Origin of the sequence: Pseudoalteromonas sp. CuT4-3, assembly GCF_035666335.1 — a bacterium.
Classification (GTDB): Bacteria; Pseudomonadota; Gammaproteobacteria; order Enterobacterales; family Alteromonadaceae; genus Pseudoalteromonas; species Pseudoalteromonas atlantica.
On the sequence record NZ_CP142030.1, the window covers coordinates 2,959,237 to 2,973,505 of the forward strand.

The 14,269-nt window shown below is 40.7% G+C and carries 15 protein-coding genes; 9 read left to right on the forward strand and 6 right to left on the reverse strand.

Annotation, left to right across the window (positions count from 1 at the left end):
• Positions 1–30 precede the first annotated feature (30 nt).
• Together VOI46_RS13650 and VOI46_RS13655 are read right to left on the reverse strand one after the other, a co-directional pair.
• Positions 31–2,022 carry an ATP-binding protein gene (locus VOI46_RS13650; protein WP_004589435.1) on the reverse strand — a complete coding sequence of 664 codons (1,992 nt, stop codon included), beginning with the start codon at positions 2,020–2,022 and terminating at the stop codon, positions 31–33.
• Between the two features lie 110 nt (positions 2,023–2,132).
• Positions 2,133–2,624, reverse strand: a complete 492-nt coding sequence (locus VOI46_RS13655; RefSeq protein ID WP_004589434.1) for a GNAT family N-acetyltransferase — start codon at positions 2,622–2,624, stop codon at positions 2,133–2,135.
• 82 nt (positions 2,625–2,706) lie between these two features.
• On the opposite strand from VOI46_RS13655, the gene VOI46_RS13660 reads away from it, so the two are divergent.
• From VOI46_RS13660 to VOI46_RS13685, 6 genes are all read left to right on the forward strand, one after another.
• Positions 2,707–3,279 (forward strand): glutathione peroxidase, encoded by a 573-nt coding sequence (locus VOI46_RS13660; RefSeq protein ID WP_004589433.1) that lies wholly within the window; start codon positions 2,707–2,709, stop codon positions 3,277–3,279.
• A gap of 79 nt (positions 3,280–3,358) precedes the next feature.
• A complete protein-coding gene (locus VOI46_RS13665) occupies positions 3,359–3,640 on the forward strand; it encodes a peptidylprolyl isomerase (RefSeq protein ID WP_004589432.1) in 282 nt (93 codons plus the stop codon).
• A 55-nt stretch (positions 3,641–3,695) separates the two neighbouring features.
• The gene (locus VOI46_RS13670) at positions 3,696–4,274 is read left to right on the forward strand and encodes a glutathione S-transferase family protein (RefSeq protein WP_324738069.1); all 579 of its coding nucleotides are present in this window, start codon (positions 3,696–3,698) and stop codon (positions 4,272–4,274) included.
• A 17-nt stretch (positions 4,275–4,291) separates the two neighbouring features.
• Positions 4,292–4,642 (forward strand): DUF2750 domain-containing protein, encoded by a 351-nt coding sequence (locus VOI46_RS13675; protein ID WP_004589430.1) that lies wholly within the window; start codon positions 4,292–4,294, stop codon positions 4,640–4,642.
• A 153-nt stretch (positions 4,643–4,795) separates the two neighbouring features.
• Positions 4,796–5,476: a hypothetical protein gene (locus VOI46_RS13680; protein ID WP_004589429.1), complete on the forward strand. Its 681-nt coding sequence runs from the start codon at positions 4,796–4,798 to the stop codon at positions 5,474–5,476.
• Between the two features lie 148 nt (positions 5,477–5,624).
• Positions 5,625–8,198, forward strand: a complete 2,574-nt coding sequence (locus VOI46_RS13685; RefSeq protein ID WP_004589428.1) for a M1 family metallopeptidase — start codon at positions 5,625–5,627, stop codon at positions 8,196–8,198.
• Between the two features lie 65 nt (positions 8,199–8,263).
• Here the strand turns inward: VOI46_RS13685 and VOI46_RS13690 are convergent, their stop codons facing one another.
• Both VOI46_RS13690 and VOI46_RS13695 read right to left on the reverse strand, forming a co-directional pair.
• Positions 8,264–8,629 (reverse strand): hypothetical protein, encoded by a 366-nt coding sequence (locus tag VOI46_RS13690; protein ID WP_004589427.1) that lies wholly within the window; start codon positions 8,627–8,629, stop codon positions 8,264–8,266.
• 63 nt (positions 8,630–8,692) lie between these two features.
• Positions 8,693–9,565: a hypothetical protein gene (locus VOI46_RS13695; protein WP_004589426.1), complete on the reverse strand. Its 873-nt coding sequence runs from the start codon at positions 9,563–9,565 to the stop codon at positions 8,693–8,695.
• Between the two features lie 116 nt (positions 9,566–9,681).
• On the opposite strand from VOI46_RS13695, the gene VOI46_RS13700 reads away from it, so the two are divergent.
• The 3 genes from VOI46_RS13700 (at position 9,682) to yjjG (ending at position 11,861) form a co-directional block, all read left to right on the forward strand.
• Positions 9,682–10,581, forward strand: coding sequence for a phosphoribulokinase (locus VOI46_RS13700; protein WP_004589425.1), 900 nt, complete (start codon positions 9,682–9,684; stop codon positions 10,579–10,581).
• A gap of 63 nt (positions 10,582–10,644) precedes the next feature.
• Positions 10,645–11,187 (forward strand): inosine/xanthosine triphosphatase, encoded by a 543-nt coding sequence (gene yjjX, locus VOI46_RS13705; protein ID WP_004589424.1) that lies wholly within the window; start codon positions 10,645–10,647, stop codon positions 11,185–11,187.
• Positions 11,187–11,861, forward strand: coding sequence for a pyrimidine 5'-nucleotidase (gene yjjG, locus VOI46_RS13710; protein WP_004589423.1), 675 nt, complete (start codon positions 11,187–11,189; stop codon positions 11,859–11,861). Before yjjX ends, yjjG begins: the two co-directional genes overlap by 1 nt.
• Before the next feature lie 129 nt (positions 11,862–11,990).
• Here the strand turns inward: yjjG and lpxC are convergent, their stop codons facing one another.
• The gene (gene lpxC / locus VOI46_RS13715) at positions 11,991–12,902 is read right to left on the reverse strand and encodes a UDP-3-O-acyl-N-acetylglucosamine deacetylase (RefSeq protein WP_004589422.1); all 912 of its coding nucleotides are present in this window, start codon (positions 12,900–12,902) and stop codon (positions 11,991–11,993) included.
• Positions 12,903–13,009: 107 nt separating this feature from the next.
• Complete coding sequence (gene ftsZ / locus VOI46_RS13720; protein WP_004589421.1) at positions 13,010–14,257, reverse strand: cell division protein FtsZ; 1,248 nt, start codon at positions 14,255–14,257, stop codon at positions 13,010–13,012.
• Positions 14,258–14,269: the final 12 nt, after the last annotated feature.

Below are 14,269 nucleotides of genomic sequence, written 5' to 3' on the forward strand. Positions count from 1 at the left end.
ATATTATTTAAACATTAATTACACATATAATTAGCTATCTTGCACTGCTAGCTTATCATCGGCTAAATGCTCATCTAAATCTATTTCTAGGGGTACCTGAATCCTAATTGTTGCACCACCATCGCTATTATTACTTGCCGTAATTTCGCCTTGATGAAGTGCTACAAACTCTCTACAAAGCGCAAGCCCTAAACCAGTACCACCAGCGCCACTGTTCGTTTTGCTGCTTTGTACAAATTTAGTAAACACGTGCTCTAATTCATCCTCAGGTATACCTATTCCATTGTCTATTACATCAATAATGGCGCTATCTTGATCAGCCATTAAGTTCACTTCAATACGACTTTTAGGTTCGCTAAATTTAAGTGCGTTACCTAACACATTGCGCAATAGCTGATTAATTTGCTCTTCATCACACTGCACAACCACTGGCCCGGGTTTTGAAAAAACAATTTCAATTTCTTTTTCCATAGCCGTACCAGAGACATCATCAATACTGGTTTTTATAATACTTTCTATATTGTATGGGCGTGGATTAAATGGAAATTTCCCCACATCCAATTTAGATAAATCAAGTAAGTTGTTTAATAACGACAGTAAACGCTCGCCGCTGCTTTCAATACGGGATAAATATTTTAAGAGTTTATCTTTAGCAAAATCGCCCGCTTCTAACTTACTCAAACCAAATCGAGAAAAGCTTAATATAGAGTGCATAGGGGTGCGTAACTCGTGCGACATGTTAGCCAAAAATTCCGATTTGCTTAAATTGGCAGCTTCGGCCACATTTTTAGCGTGCTCTAGCTGCGAAGTACGAGCTCGCACTTGCTCCTCAAGTAGGTCTTTGGCTTCAAGGAGTAATTCTTCTTTTTGTTTTAAGTGAGTTACATTTTTAAATATAACCGCTAACGCAATTTCGCCATGGTGGTCTATTTCGTTAAACGAACCAACTAGCGGAATATACCCGCCGTCTGTTTTTTGCAAACGTAGGTCGCTACTAAATTGGCGGTTACGATTGAGTGTGCTGATTTTATTTTTTATTTCAGCACTTGATTCCTCATCTAAAAATTCAAATACAGAAAAGCCCGCGAGTTTGTCAAAGGGCAGCTTAAACAGCCTTAAGCAGGCATCGTTTGCTTCTATTACTTTGCCGCTGCGCTCAAATAGCATAATGGCGTCAGGCGTATTTTTATAAATAACTTGTAGTAGGCTGTCTTTTTCGATTAATGCATCAACGGTATCTTGTAAACGCTCAACTAGCTCAGCGTTACGGCGTTTTAAAAGCTCTGTTTGCCACAATTTATGGACCGATTGCAGCAGTACGCTATCGGTTAGAGGCTTTATTAAAACATCTTCGACCCCTTTACGAATTGCCTCAATCATTGAAACTTGCTCAGGGCGTGCGGTAAACAATAAGCATCGGCAATCTGGCTGAGACATTTTAATAGCAGAAAAAATATTTAAACCGGTGCCATCTTCAAAGCTAAAATCGCTAATTAAAATATCTATACTGTTTTCATTCGCCACTGTCACCGCCTCGGTAGCACTGGTTGCGGTTAGCGTTTTGATATGCGCCCCGACTAAATTACTTTTCATTTTTTCAAGGCGCTCAGGCATATGATCAACAAGTAAAATAGTGGGGAGTTTTAGAACGTGACTAGAGCCAAGCTCTAAGAGGTTTTCGAGTAATGAGATAATTTCTTTATTTGAAAAAAACGGATAAATAACCGTTGCATCTGGGACTAGCTTATTAAGCTCGCTAAAGGCGCTAAGTTGCTCACCGCTTTCGGCTTTAGGGGCAAGTAATACACAGCGGTCTTGTGAGATTTTTTGAGCTAACGACTTTACTACTTCGCACGGCACTCCGTAAGCACCAATTACCAAGTCATACTGGCTGGTGTTAGAGTATAAATCAATCATAGAGTAATGAACGAGCTCAGCCTCACAACCTATTAATTCTAGTAAAACTTTCACTCTCATTGCGATAACACTGCTGCTATCTACAATTAAAATTTTTCGACTCATTAAGCCACACTATCGTAAACACTTTATATGTTAATAGCGTAGCCTATAATTTCTTAGTTGGTATAGGTTGTTAGACTTAATTTTGATTTTTTTACCGATAAGCTCCACAACTATTTTGGTAGATGCTTACCGAATATTGTTAAACTGTAGCGCGTGTTATCCATTACCGCGATATGAGGCAACTCACCCCATACGCTAAAACCAAAGTGCTTGAATAACTTAATACTTGGTAAGTTGTGGCTAAATATAAAACCAAGCAATACATCAATTCCTAGCTGTTTAGCCTCTATTTGGGCAAACTCCATCAGCTTTTTGCCAAGTCCTTTACCTTGCGCCGCTTTGGTAATATAAATGCTCATTTCGACGGTGCCATCGTATGCGGGGCGCCCATAAAACGATTTATAACTTAGCCAGGCAAGTACTTGGTCATTTTCGCAATAAACATAAATAGGCCGCTTATCGGTGTGGCTATTAAACCACTCACGTTTGCTCTGTACCGATACTTCTTCGGTATCGGCGGTCACCATACGCGAGGCGATCGTTTCGTTGTATATTGCGACAATGGCAGGTAAATCTTCTATAGTGGCTAAACGTGTAGTCATAACAGCTTAATATTGTTGATCACTTTTGTGCATATTAGCGTAAGATAGACTAGTCAAACAATTATAAATTTAGGCGTTGAGTATGTTAAAAAAAACGATACTAGGGCTCAGTATTTTTATTACGAGCTTAGCTGCCCAAGCAAATGACACGTTACCCAGCAAACAACAGCAGCAACAATGTGAAGACTTTACAAATGTAGAGATACGTAAGCTGCGCTCAAAAGAATCCTTAAACTTATGCCAATTTAAAAACCGCCCTTTGCTCATTGTAAATACGGCTAGCAATTGTGGTTTTACATCTCAATTTGAAGGCCTTGAAAAAGTACACCAACAATACAAAGACAAAGGTTTAGTGGTATTAGGTTTTCCATCTGATGATTTTTTTCAAGAAGAAAACGATGAAAAAGACATAGCAAAAGTGTGTTTTATTAATTACGGCGTTACTTTTACTATGTTTACTACCAGCGAAGTTCGCGGCAGTGATGCAAATCCAATATTTAAACACTTAAACGCGCAGACCAGCTCACCTAACTGGAACTTTTATAAATATTTAGTTTCAGCTGATCGCAAAACAATTAAACGCTTTAACAGTAAAGTAGCTCCTAATTCAAAAGAATTAATTGATGCAATTGAAAATACGCTACTCATCAATTAAGTTTATACTGGTACTGCGAGTTAAAACTAACTAGACTGGCTTTAATGGTTAAATACACCAACTTTAAACAGGAGATTTTATGGCAGTGGCAAGTGCAAGGCACATTTTAGTAGACAGCGAAGCAGAGTGCTTAGATTTAAAAGCTAAGATTGAACAAGGCGAAGACTTTGCAGAGCTTGCAAAAACATATTCAAACTGTCCTTCTGGTCAAGACGGCGGAGCACTTGGCGAGTTTGGCCCAGGTATGATGGTACCTGAGTTTGATAAAGTTGTATTTTCAGCGCCAATTAATCAAGTACAAGGCCCTGTACAAACACAGTTTGGCTATCACTTACTAGAAGTGACAAGCCGCTCAGAATAACGTTGACTTATCGCAACGCAAAAAGCCGCTTATGCGGCTTTTTTTAGGAGCAATTATGAAACTTATAGGATCTAACCCTTCTCCATTTGCGCGCAGAGTAAGAATGTGGACAGCACAAAACAATGTTGACTTAGCGCTAGTAAACCTAGATATTTTTTCTGAGCAAGACCGCCCTACCTTAGCCAGTAACAACCCTGGAAGAAAAATACCGGTTTTAATTGATGGTGATTTAACGCTAAGCGATTCAACCATTATTTTACGTTACCTTATCGCCAAGGCTGGTAAAACACCACTAAGCTGGTCGCAAGAGCACCTACTTAATATTATTAACGCCTGTAACGACTCGTTAGTAGAATTAGCACTTAGCAGACGCTCAGGGTTTGATACTAGCGACGATAAATTATTTTTTAATCTGCAAAGCGAACGAATTGCACAAACATTAAGCTATTTAAATAGTCATTTAAACGATTATGAATTTAAAGGCTGTGAATGCCTTAACATCAGTTTATACTGCCTACTTGATTGGATTTGCTTTCGTGAATTAACAGACTTTAGCCAACACGCTGCTTTAGTCAGTTTTTATAACGACTATGGCACGCGTCAAGCTGCAGTAAGCACCGATCCCAGACTCTAAACAAATAAGGTAAACACATGAGCGATATTGAAATTGAATCACAACTAGTTAGCTTTGTAGAAAAAGTACGTTTAAGCGAGCAAGTGTGGGCGTTAGGTGGCGACGACGGCGGCTTTGTAGTGTGCGAATCTAACCAGTTTGCCGAAACGGATGTACTGCTTTTATGGGAAAGCGAAGACGCAGCAAAAGCCCAGTGTAAAGAAGAGTGGCAAGAATTTACGCCTGTAGAAATTAATTTAGATGAATTTTTAGATGAGTGGGTAGAAGATTTAAACGAAGACAGCGCATTAGTTGGTTTAAATTGGAATGACGACCAAGTGTGTGTAGAAATAGAGCCTGTTGGCTTAGCACGCGCACTTAGCGAATAACTGCCACTATAAATTAAATAGTGAATACAACACCTGCTTTTTAAGTGGGTGTTTTTGTTTTGTAGCTAAAAACATAAATACTAAAATCGATACTCGCATGTTTATCTGTTTTAAGTATAAAATATAACATGTCATTAATTTCAAGGGATTACGTTGAAAACCCATCTTGGCCGCCGCCCTTTTTCAGCAATGGAACTGCATACGCTTTATAACGGCTATATTTATGGCGACTTTAAAGTAGCAAGAGAGCAAGCAAAGCATTGGCATTTTTGGTTGCCTTTAATTGCCTATTACAGTGGCGCATATAGCGATGAAATTGGCTGCTTAACGCTTGACGATCTTGAGCTTAAAAATGGCATTTTATGTTTTAATTTTCATACTAATGGAAAAATAAAAGCGCGCTTGGTTCCGGTGCATCAAGCCTTAGTTGATGCAGGGCTTAACGACTTTATTGCCTTTGTTAAAGCACATAATCACACACGTTTGTTGTTTGATTTACCGGCTAAGTCTGGCCGTTACAGCGAAAAAGTACGCATTTGGTTTACTGGTGAAGGTGAGCGTGCGGGTTATTTGCAAAAATGTGCCATTCCCACTGTTGATCAACTCGGTATGAAAACCGCCATAAGTAGCCTACGACTTAATTTTGAGCAACAAGTACGTATTTACGCATTACAGGCTAATTCAAAAGACGCCTTTAATTATTTAATGGGGTTTAACGAATACCCCAATGATAAATTTGACGATACCGCCTTACTAAACAACGTAATACAGCAAATTCGGACCATTAACCCACAGCTGCATTGGCAGCGCTTTAAGCAGCGCCAGAGCCACTGACACTATTTGTTACTATTTTAAATCCAAGCAGCCACTTTATTAAATTACTCTCATAAAAAAAACTGCTAGGATATCTAAATCTCAATTTTTAAGGGCATAGAAATGCCTGTTTGAGTCAGTTTCTAACAACAACAATCTAGGGATCACTATGTTTTTAAAAAGCCTATTAACAGTAAGTGTTGCTTTAGCAATGACTACTGCCAACGCTAACGAGTTCGTTATCGAAAAGCTTGCTAAACCAAGTTCACAAAAGGTGTCGTTAACACTCGACCCAAGCCAAGACACCTTTACAGGGATGACAGAAGTAGCCCTAGAAGTGTTAAAACCCACTCATTACATTGAACTTAACGGCGTGGCTTACGCTGTTAAAATGGCGCAGTTACTAGGCGATGAAAACTGCGACTTAAATAACGAAATGCTAAAAACAGAAAAAGTAAAATTTAGCTGTGATGAGCAAATTCAACCGGGTAAGTACACCCTAAAAATAGATTTTTCGGCGCCGTATAATCGCCAAAGTGTAGGCTTATACAAAACAATTGATCAGGGCACACCTTATTTATTTACTCAGTTTGAAATGAATGATGCACGCCGTGCATTTCCGGTATTTGATGAGCCAAGTTATAAAATACCGTTTCAGTTGACGATTACAGCGCCAACGTCTCAAAAGGTTTATGCTAATACGCCAGAGCTTAAAACCACAGTTAACGGCGAGATGACGACGCATTACTTTGATAAAACGCCACCTATTCCTTCTTATTTAGTGGCTATGGCCGTGGGCCCTTTTGAAGAGCTTGAAATAAAAGACATGCCAATTCCAGGGCGTGTTATTACCCCGCAGGGTAAAATTCATTTAGCTGATTACGCAAAAAAGAACATGCCAAAAGTTCTTGCTGCACTTGAGGCGTATTTTGGTATTCCTTATATTTATAAAAAGCTCGATTCGGTAGCAGTACCCGAGTTTCCTTTTGGCGCAATGGAAAACTCAGGCCTAGTAACCTACCGCGAAGATATATTACTGGTTGATTTAGCAGCTGCTACACGCAGTAAAAAACAGCGTAATGTGTCGATTATTGCTCACGAGCTTGCCCATCAATGGTACGGTAACTTAGTTACCATGAAGTGGTGGAACGACTTATGGTTAAACGAAGCATTTGCCAGCTGGATGGCGGCAAAAATTACTAAACAGCTTAATCCAGAATTTGAATCTCACCTCGATTTACCACAAAACAACGTAATGGCATTAGATGCTCGCTTAAGCACTAAGCCGATTCGTAAACCGATTAAAACCGAAGCCGATATTATGGATGGTTTAGGGCTTGCCTACAGTAAAGGCAGCGCAGTACTGGCTATGGTTGAAAACTGGATTGGTGAAGACGCATTCCAAAAAGGGATTCAAAGTTACTTAAAAAAATTCTCGTATAAAAACGCCGAAGCAGCCGATTTATGGGAAGCACTAGGGAAAGCTTCTAATAAAGATGTTGCGAGTGTTTTAAAATCATTTATTGAACAGTCTTCTTTTCCGCTTGTAGATGTAAAACAAGACGGTAAAAAAATTACTATATCGCAAAGCCGCTTTGCTAATGCCGGTGTAGATGCACCCGCACAGCTTTGGAATGTCCCTGTTGGGATAAAATATGGCGCTGGCGATAAAGTAAAAACAGCCAGTATTTTACTCAATAAGCAAAGCCAAACCCTAACACTTGATTTTGAGCCACAGTGGATTTATCCCGATGAAGGGGCGCTAGGTTATTACCGTTGGGTAATGGACGATGCGCAGTTTGATTCACTAATAAAACATGCTCAGCAAGCACTTAATGATCGTGAGCGTTTAGCGCTGCTCTCTGCCACTGATGCACTACTTGATGCGGGTGTAATATCGGCGGCTAAGTTAATGCAAACCTTAGAAGTATTTGTGAGCGATGATCACCCTCGTGTTGCAAATACAGCGCTGGGCTACTTGTTATCGCAAAAAAATACCTTTAAAGATGAAAGCAACGAAGCGTTATGGCCTGAGTTTATTCGCAGTGCAGTAATGCCTGCAGCTAAAAAATACTCACTTGAAGCACAAGCTGGCGAAGACGGTGCAGTATCTCAACTACGTGCGGGTGTTGTGTCCTTACTAGGTTTTGATGGCGAAGATCAACGTGTGATCAGCAAAGCAAAAGAGCAAACGCAAGTGTACTTAAACGATCCGCAAAAAGTGGATCCGTATTTAGCAGCTACCTACTTAAAACTTGCCGCCTATAATGGGGATAAAGCCTTACTTGATCAATTTATGGCAACCTTTAAAACCACTAAAGATCCACAAGTACGCACAAACATGCTGGCTGCAATGGGCTTTATGGGTAAAGCGCAGTTACAAAAGCAAGTATTAGCGTACACCCTAACCGACGAAGTCACCGCATCTGATATGCGCACTATTTTAGCAGGTCAAAGTTATAGCGAGCCACGCCAAGCACTATTTATTGAGTGGATATACAACAATTACGACAAGGTAACACAAAGCTTACCGCCGTTTTTTGTGCCTAACTTACCGTACTTTACAACCGCGCGTTGTGATGAACAAAGTTTAGCAACCACGCAAGCATTCTTTAAAGATAAAATTGAAGAAACACCGGGCTACGCGCGTACGCTAAGCAAGCTCGAAGAAAGTACCCATGACTGTATTGCGCTTAAAGAGCGTGAACTGGCATCAGTTAATGACTTTTTAAAAAGCAAGTAAGCTTAATTAAAAGTAAATATGCATAATTAAAAAAGCCGCTGAGTTACTCACTCAGCGGCTTTTATTTACCCGTTAATAATCTGTGTTAGCTTGGCAATAAAGTCTTTTGCTGCTTGCTCTGAGTTAATTTTAAAGGCCACACCATAGTGAATCGGCTGCGCACTTTTGTGAATACGTGTAGGAAAGCGTGTCATCTCACTACTATGAAAATAACCTTGTACTCGTGTTACCTCATCAATTGTTGCAAAATCATCGCTAAACACCTCAAAGGCTGGGCGAATAATTATTTTGCCTTTACCCGCTTCGCTGTGGGTATAAATTGCTTCTTTAGAATTTGCTAACATGTACTCAGCAATGTTTTTAATTTTAAAGTTGCTTCTGCACTTTAACTGAATGAGCTGCTCTGTTAACTCATCTGCACTATAAGCCACGTGGTGATCCCTTTAATGTTTAATTGTGCATTACATTAGCCTATACGCGCTGCAAAGTCCGAATTATTTTACATCGCATACAAAGGCAAGTTTGTCGTTTTTATAACTCATTCGCGTTATGTTTGTCTCGCAATATGGGCTCAAGTTAAGCCATTGAGAAACCTCATCGCTGCCGCTTAAATTACGCATATATACACGGTTTTTAACCGCATAAGCCACTGTATTAGCATCTTTTAAAATAAAGTCTTGTACTTGCTCTGGCAATCTAAGTAAATCTTCTACCTGTTTAGATTGCGGGTTAAAGCTTGCTAAAATATGCTGATCATTTTTTGTGTAACTAAATAAAAATGTTGCGGTTTTACTGTTATAAATAAGCGTACGCCCTATGTTACTTGCTACCAGCTCGCCTTTTGCCGCAGCAACCGAAGTATATTGCAATGTATGTGGCTCACCTAAAATAAACATCACTAAATCGCTTTGAGCGCCCCATGCGTGGTAGCCAACAGGTTCAATCCAATCAAAAATACGGCTTGGTGCTTGCTCAGTATTGAGTGGGTATTGCCACAACTTTTGTTTGCTATCTTGCTCTACCACAATGGCCGATAAACTTTGTTTTGAGGGCATAACAGTGGGCGAATATTCGCTCACTGGCGTATTTATTATGTTGCTTACTTGCTTGGTTGCTAAATCATAATAGGCAATATCGGTTTGACTTTGCTCGCTTGAAATAACTTCATGGGTGAAATAAATACCCTGGTTTGTTAAATAAGGTTGGTTGTTATAGCTATTTTTGTCGCTCACTATACTCACTTGCATACCGTAGGGTGTATTTAAATCAGCAAGTAATATTTGGCTTTTAGGCATGCTAGCCTGCGCTGTAGCAAGGCTTAGCGCCGCTAAAGAGACTAGCCCAAGCCATGGTTTAATAAGTTTCATGCTTTCTCTCGTTTTATTTTTAAGCACCTCATGATAACGTTATTTGCCGATGGCGTCACTTGACCTAAGTCAGTCAACTCTTTATAACTAACTTGGTCCTAAAAAAGAGAAAATACATGTCAGCTAAACATCCTATCATTGCTATTACAGGTTCGTCGGGTGCGGGAACTACCACTACCACCAATGCAATTAAACATATTTTTCGTAGCCTCAACATTGATGCGGCTTTTATCGAAGGAGATAGCTTTCATCGTTACACGCGCCCAGAAATGGATAAAAAAGTACGCGAAGCACAACAAGAAGGTAAACACATAAGTTACTTTGGCCGTGAAGCCAATGACTTTGGCGCATTAGAAACCTTATTTGGTACCTACGGCGAAACAGGCCAAGGCAAATTGCGCCGATACTTACATACCTTTGACGAAGCAGTGCCTTATAATCAATTACCGGGAACGTTTACCCCTTGGCAAGATCTTGAAACAAACACTGATTTAATGTTTTACGAAGGCTTGCACGGTGGCGTGGTTGATCAGGATCATGATGTAGCTAAGCACGTGGATCTACTTATAGGCATGGTGCCTATTATTAACCTTGAATGGATCCAAAAATTGATCCGCGATACGCAAGACCGCGGCCACTCTCGCGAAAAAGTAATGGACTCAATTGTACGCAGTATGGATGACTACATTAACCACATCACACCGCAGTTTTCGCGCACCCATATTAACTTTCAACGTGTGCCAACGGTTGATACGTCAAACCCATTTAGTGCAAAAGATATTCCTTCGCTAGATGAAAGCTTTGTGGTTATTCGCTTTAGAGGAATTGATGACGTTGATTTTCCGTATTATTTACAGATGATTGAAGGCAGCTTTATGTCGCGTATAAATACCCTTGTGGTGCCAGGCGGTAAAATGGGTTTAGCAATGGAGCTGGTGCTTACCCCGCTTATTAAAGACATTATTGTTAAAAAGCGTGCTCTTGAAAACCTAGCCCCTTTAGATATACCCATTTAGCCCCTCTTTTATGATTTACACTTCTGACGTACACTGCTGCTTTTGCTAACAGTGAGGGAAAACGTGTCGCACTCATTAAAAATTATTGTGGGCTCTAAAAACCCAGTAAAAATTAACGCTGCAAAACATATTTTTGCAATGTACTTTCCTAGTTACGAAATTGATTGCCAAGGCGTTGATGCTCCCTCAAATGTTCCCGATCAACCAATTGGCGAGGAACAAACCCGTATAGGCGCACAAAACCGAGTTACTTACTGTAAAAACATGTACCAAGCAGATTACTACTGTGCAATGGAAGGCGGTGCAGAGCAATTTAGCTATGGAGCTGCCACCTTTGCCTATGTTGTTATTAATAATGGCTCTGAGCAAGCGATAGGACGCAGCAGTAACCTGCCGTTACCGCAAGTGTTATATAACGCGCTGCTAAGCGGAGAAGAGCTTGGCGATGTAATGGATAAAGCATTTAACACCCATAATGTTAAGCAAAAAGGCGGCGCGATAGGGCTTCTCACAAACAATCATGCCACTCGCCAAAGCACCTACACCCAAGCGCTTACCTTAGCTATGGCTCCTTTTTTACACCCTAGCCTTTATCAGGAAAATTAATGAAATACAGTTATGTACTGTTTGATGCAGACGAAACACTATTCAGATTTGATATTTTAGCGGGAATGACCCGCATGTTTAAAGCGTACAACATTGAGTTTACTCAAGCTGATTACATCCATTACCAAAAAACTAATAAGCAGCTGTGGATAGATTATCAAGATGGAAAAATTAGCGCCGATTACTTACAAGTAACCCGCTTTAACGAGTGGGCTGTAAAATTAGGGGTACCCGCTAAAGAGCTAAACGATGCATTTTTAGATGCTATGGCACAAATTTGTGAACCACTCCCCGGCGCAATCGATTTACTAAATGCCTTAAAACCGCATGCACGATTGGGTATTATTACTAATGGCTTTGCACGTTTGCAAGCCCTGCGCCTAGCGCATACCGGCCTTGAAAATATGTTTGATTGGCTGGTTATATCAGAGCTGGTAGGCATTGCTAAGCCTAACAAGGCTATTTTTGAGCACACATTTGAGCTTATGGGTAACCCAGACAAAAGCAAAATATTAATGGTGGGCGACACTGCCTCTAGCGACATTTTAGGAGGCAATAATGCCGGTATTGATACCTGTTGGCTACAGCACCCAGGCGAGCAGTTACCAGCAGGCATAAGCCCAACCTACACCATAACTGAACTGGCACAGTTACCAACAATTTTAGCGCTTTAAGCTGCGCGTTAATTATTAAAAATTAATAGTAATTAGCTGCAACTCGCTAATTTAAGGCAAAAAAAATGACGCTATTAAGCGTCATTTTTTATAACTGTTTGTGAGCGTGTATTTTTAAAAAATACTAAATTAGGCCGTCGCTAATTCAAGGCCGGGTGCAGGCATCGTAACAGGCGTTTCAAATGTTGCCCACTCCCATGCTGACTCTGTTGCCATAATTTTGCGAAGTAACTTATTATTTAAATCGTGACCCGATTTATAAGCCGTTACTTTACCTAGTAGGTTATGACCTGTCATAAACATGTCGCCCACACAGTCTAATATTTTGTGTTTTACAAATTCATCGCTGTAGCGCAAACCATTTGGGTTTAGCACTTTAAAGTCATCAAGTACTACTGCGCTGTCCATGCTGCCACCAAGTGCTAGGTTATTAGCATGCATGTATTCAATGTCTTTCATAAAACCAAACGTACGTGCACGGCTAATTTCTTCAGTAAAGCTTTGCGCAGTAATATCTAAACCAATGCGCTGGCGGCTTTCATTAATGGCCGGGTGATCAAAGGCAATTTCAAAGTCGATATGAAAACCATCATATGGTTCTACTTCGGCCCATTTATCACCTTCTTCAATACGTACTTTTTCTTTTATACGAATAAAGCGTTTCGCAACATTTTGCTCTTCAATGCCGCCTTTTTGTAACAAATAAATGAACGGTAATGCACTACCATCCATAATCGGCACTTCTGAGCTGTCTAATTCAACAATTAAATTATCGATACCCATTGCAGCAACCGCGGCAATTAGGTGCTCAGTCGTTGATAAGCGAACGCCATCTTTGTTAATTAAACAGGTACACAGCTGCGTATCACCAACGGCTTCAGGTGTTGTTTCAAAATCAACAACCGGATCAAGGTCGACACGACGAAATACAATCCCGGTATTTGCGCTCGCAGGTCGGAGAGTTATTGTGACCTTCTCACCTTTATGAAGTCCAATTCCTATGGCTTTGACTACTTGTGCAATCGTACGCTGTTTAATCATAGGTTCGCTCACTTTTAAATCAGTTACAGGTTAGACGGCGGAGTTTAACATAAATCCTTTTGCCTTTCAATATTTGTACATATTTCAAACAAAAGCATTAGTAAATGTTAATCAGCCTGCTTACGTAAAAAAGCCGGAATATCAAAATAATCTCCGCCTTCTGATTTATCCGCTTTTTTACTGTTTTGCGCTGATGAACTTGCCGTGTTGCTTGAGCTTGTAGATGGCGCTTGTTCTTTGCTTTCTACTTGCGTGCTTGGCGTCGTTTCTTCAGTGCTTGTGCCTTGGCTTGCAAAGCTTGGTACGTACATGCTGCTAGATTGGTTTGATGAACTTGCTACATCAGAACCTGATGCCTTTTTAAAGCCGTTATCAACAATACCAAACTGCGGACGACGATCGCCGCCTAAACCCGTAGCAACAACGGTTACACGTAACTCGTCGCTCATTTCTGGGTCAATAACCGCACCTACAACCACAGTTGCATTTTCAGACGCTAGCGCTTTAACGTGGTTACCCACAATTTCAAATTCTTCAATCGCAATGTCCATACCCGCAGTAATATTAACCAAAATACCTTTAGCACCGGTTAAATCAACGTCTTCTAGTAATGGGCTTGAGATAGCCGCTTCTGCAGCTTCTTGAGCACGATCTGGGCCTGATGCAGAGGCTGTGCCCATCATGGCAGTACCCATTGCTGACATTACGGTACGTACGTCGGCGAAATCCACGTTAATTAAACCAGAACGTGTAATTAGCTCCGCAATACCTTGAACAGCACCAAAAAGTACATCGTTTGCTTTAGCGAAGGCATCTAACAGTGTAGTCCCTTTACCTAAAACTTTAAGCAATTTATTGTTCGGAATTGTAATAAGTGAGTCTACAATTTCTGACAATTCGTTAATGCCTTGTTCAGCAGCTGCTGCGCGCTTTTTGCCTTCAAAGTCAAAAGGACGCGTTACTACAGCAACCGTTAAAATACCTAATTCTTTGGCAATTTTAGCAACCACTGGTGCAGCACCAGTACCTGTACCACCGCCCATGCCGGCAGCAATAAATACCATATCTGCGCCTTCAAGGCTGGCACGGATTGTTTCTGCATCTTCTTCAGCCGATTCGCGGCCTACTTCTGGGTTTGCACCTGCACCTAACCCTGAAGTTATTTGCGTGCCTAGTTGTACAGTAATATCGGCAGCGGAATTACGTAATGCTTGCGCATCCGTATTTGCGGCTATAAAGCGCACACCTTCTATTTGTTGTTTTACCATGTGCTCAACAGCGTTACCGCCGCCACCGCCCACGCCAATTACCTTAATTACAGCTTCTTCGCTGTGTTGTTCCATCATATCAAACATGTTTACTCTCCG

What these genes read in the sequence shown, in the direction of transcription:
- VOI46_RS13695 (WP_004589426.1), bottom strand. Translation starts at nt 9,565, where the DNA reads ATGAAACTTATTAAACCATGGCTTGGGCTAGTCTCTTTAGCGGCGCTA.
- VOI46_RS13670 (WP_324738069.1), top strand. Translation starts at nt 3,696, where the DNA reads ATGAAACTTATAGGATCTAACCCTTCTCCATTTGCGCGCAGAGTAAGA.
- VOI46_RS13665 (WP_004589432.1), top strand. Translation starts at nt 3,359, where the DNA reads ATGGCAGTGGCAAGTGCAAGGCACATTTTAGTAGACAGCGAAGCAGAG.
- VOI46_RS13650 (WP_004589435.1), bottom strand. Translation starts at nt 2,022, where the DNA reads ATGAGTCGAAAAATTTTAATTGTAGATAGCAGCAGTGTTATCGCAATG.
- lpxC (WP_004589422.1), bottom strand. Translation starts at nt 12,902, where the DNA reads ATGATTAAACAGCGTACGATTGCACAAGTAGTCAAAGCCATAGGAATT.
- VOI46_RS13655 (WP_004589434.1), bottom strand. Translation starts at nt 2,624, where the DNA reads ATGACTACACGTTTAGCCACTATAGAAGATTTACCTGCCATTGTCGCA.
- VOI46_RS13660 (WP_004589433.1), top strand. Translation starts at nt 2,707, where the DNA reads ATGTTAAAAAAAACGATACTAGGGCTCAGTATTTTTATTACGAGCTTA.
- VOI46_RS13685 (WP_004589428.1), top strand. Translation starts at nt 5,625, where the DNA reads ATGTTTTTAAAAAGCCTATTAACAGTAAGTGTTGCTTTAGCAATGACT.
- yjjG (WP_004589423.1), top strand. Translation starts at nt 11,187, where the DNA reads ATGAAATACAGTTATGTACTGTTTGATGCAGACGAAACACTATTCAGA.
- ftsZ (WP_004589421.1), bottom strand. Translation starts at nt 14,257, where the DNA reads ATGTTTGATATGATGGAACAACACAGCGAAGAAGCTGTAATTAAGGTA.
- VOI46_RS13700 (WP_004589425.1), top strand. Translation starts at nt 9,682, where the DNA reads ATGTCAGCTAAACATCCTATCATTGCTATTACAGGTTCGTCGGGTGCG.
- VOI46_RS13675 (WP_004589430.1), top strand. Translation starts at nt 4,292, where the DNA reads ATGAGCGATATTGAAATTGAATCACAACTAGTTAGCTTTGTAGAAAAA.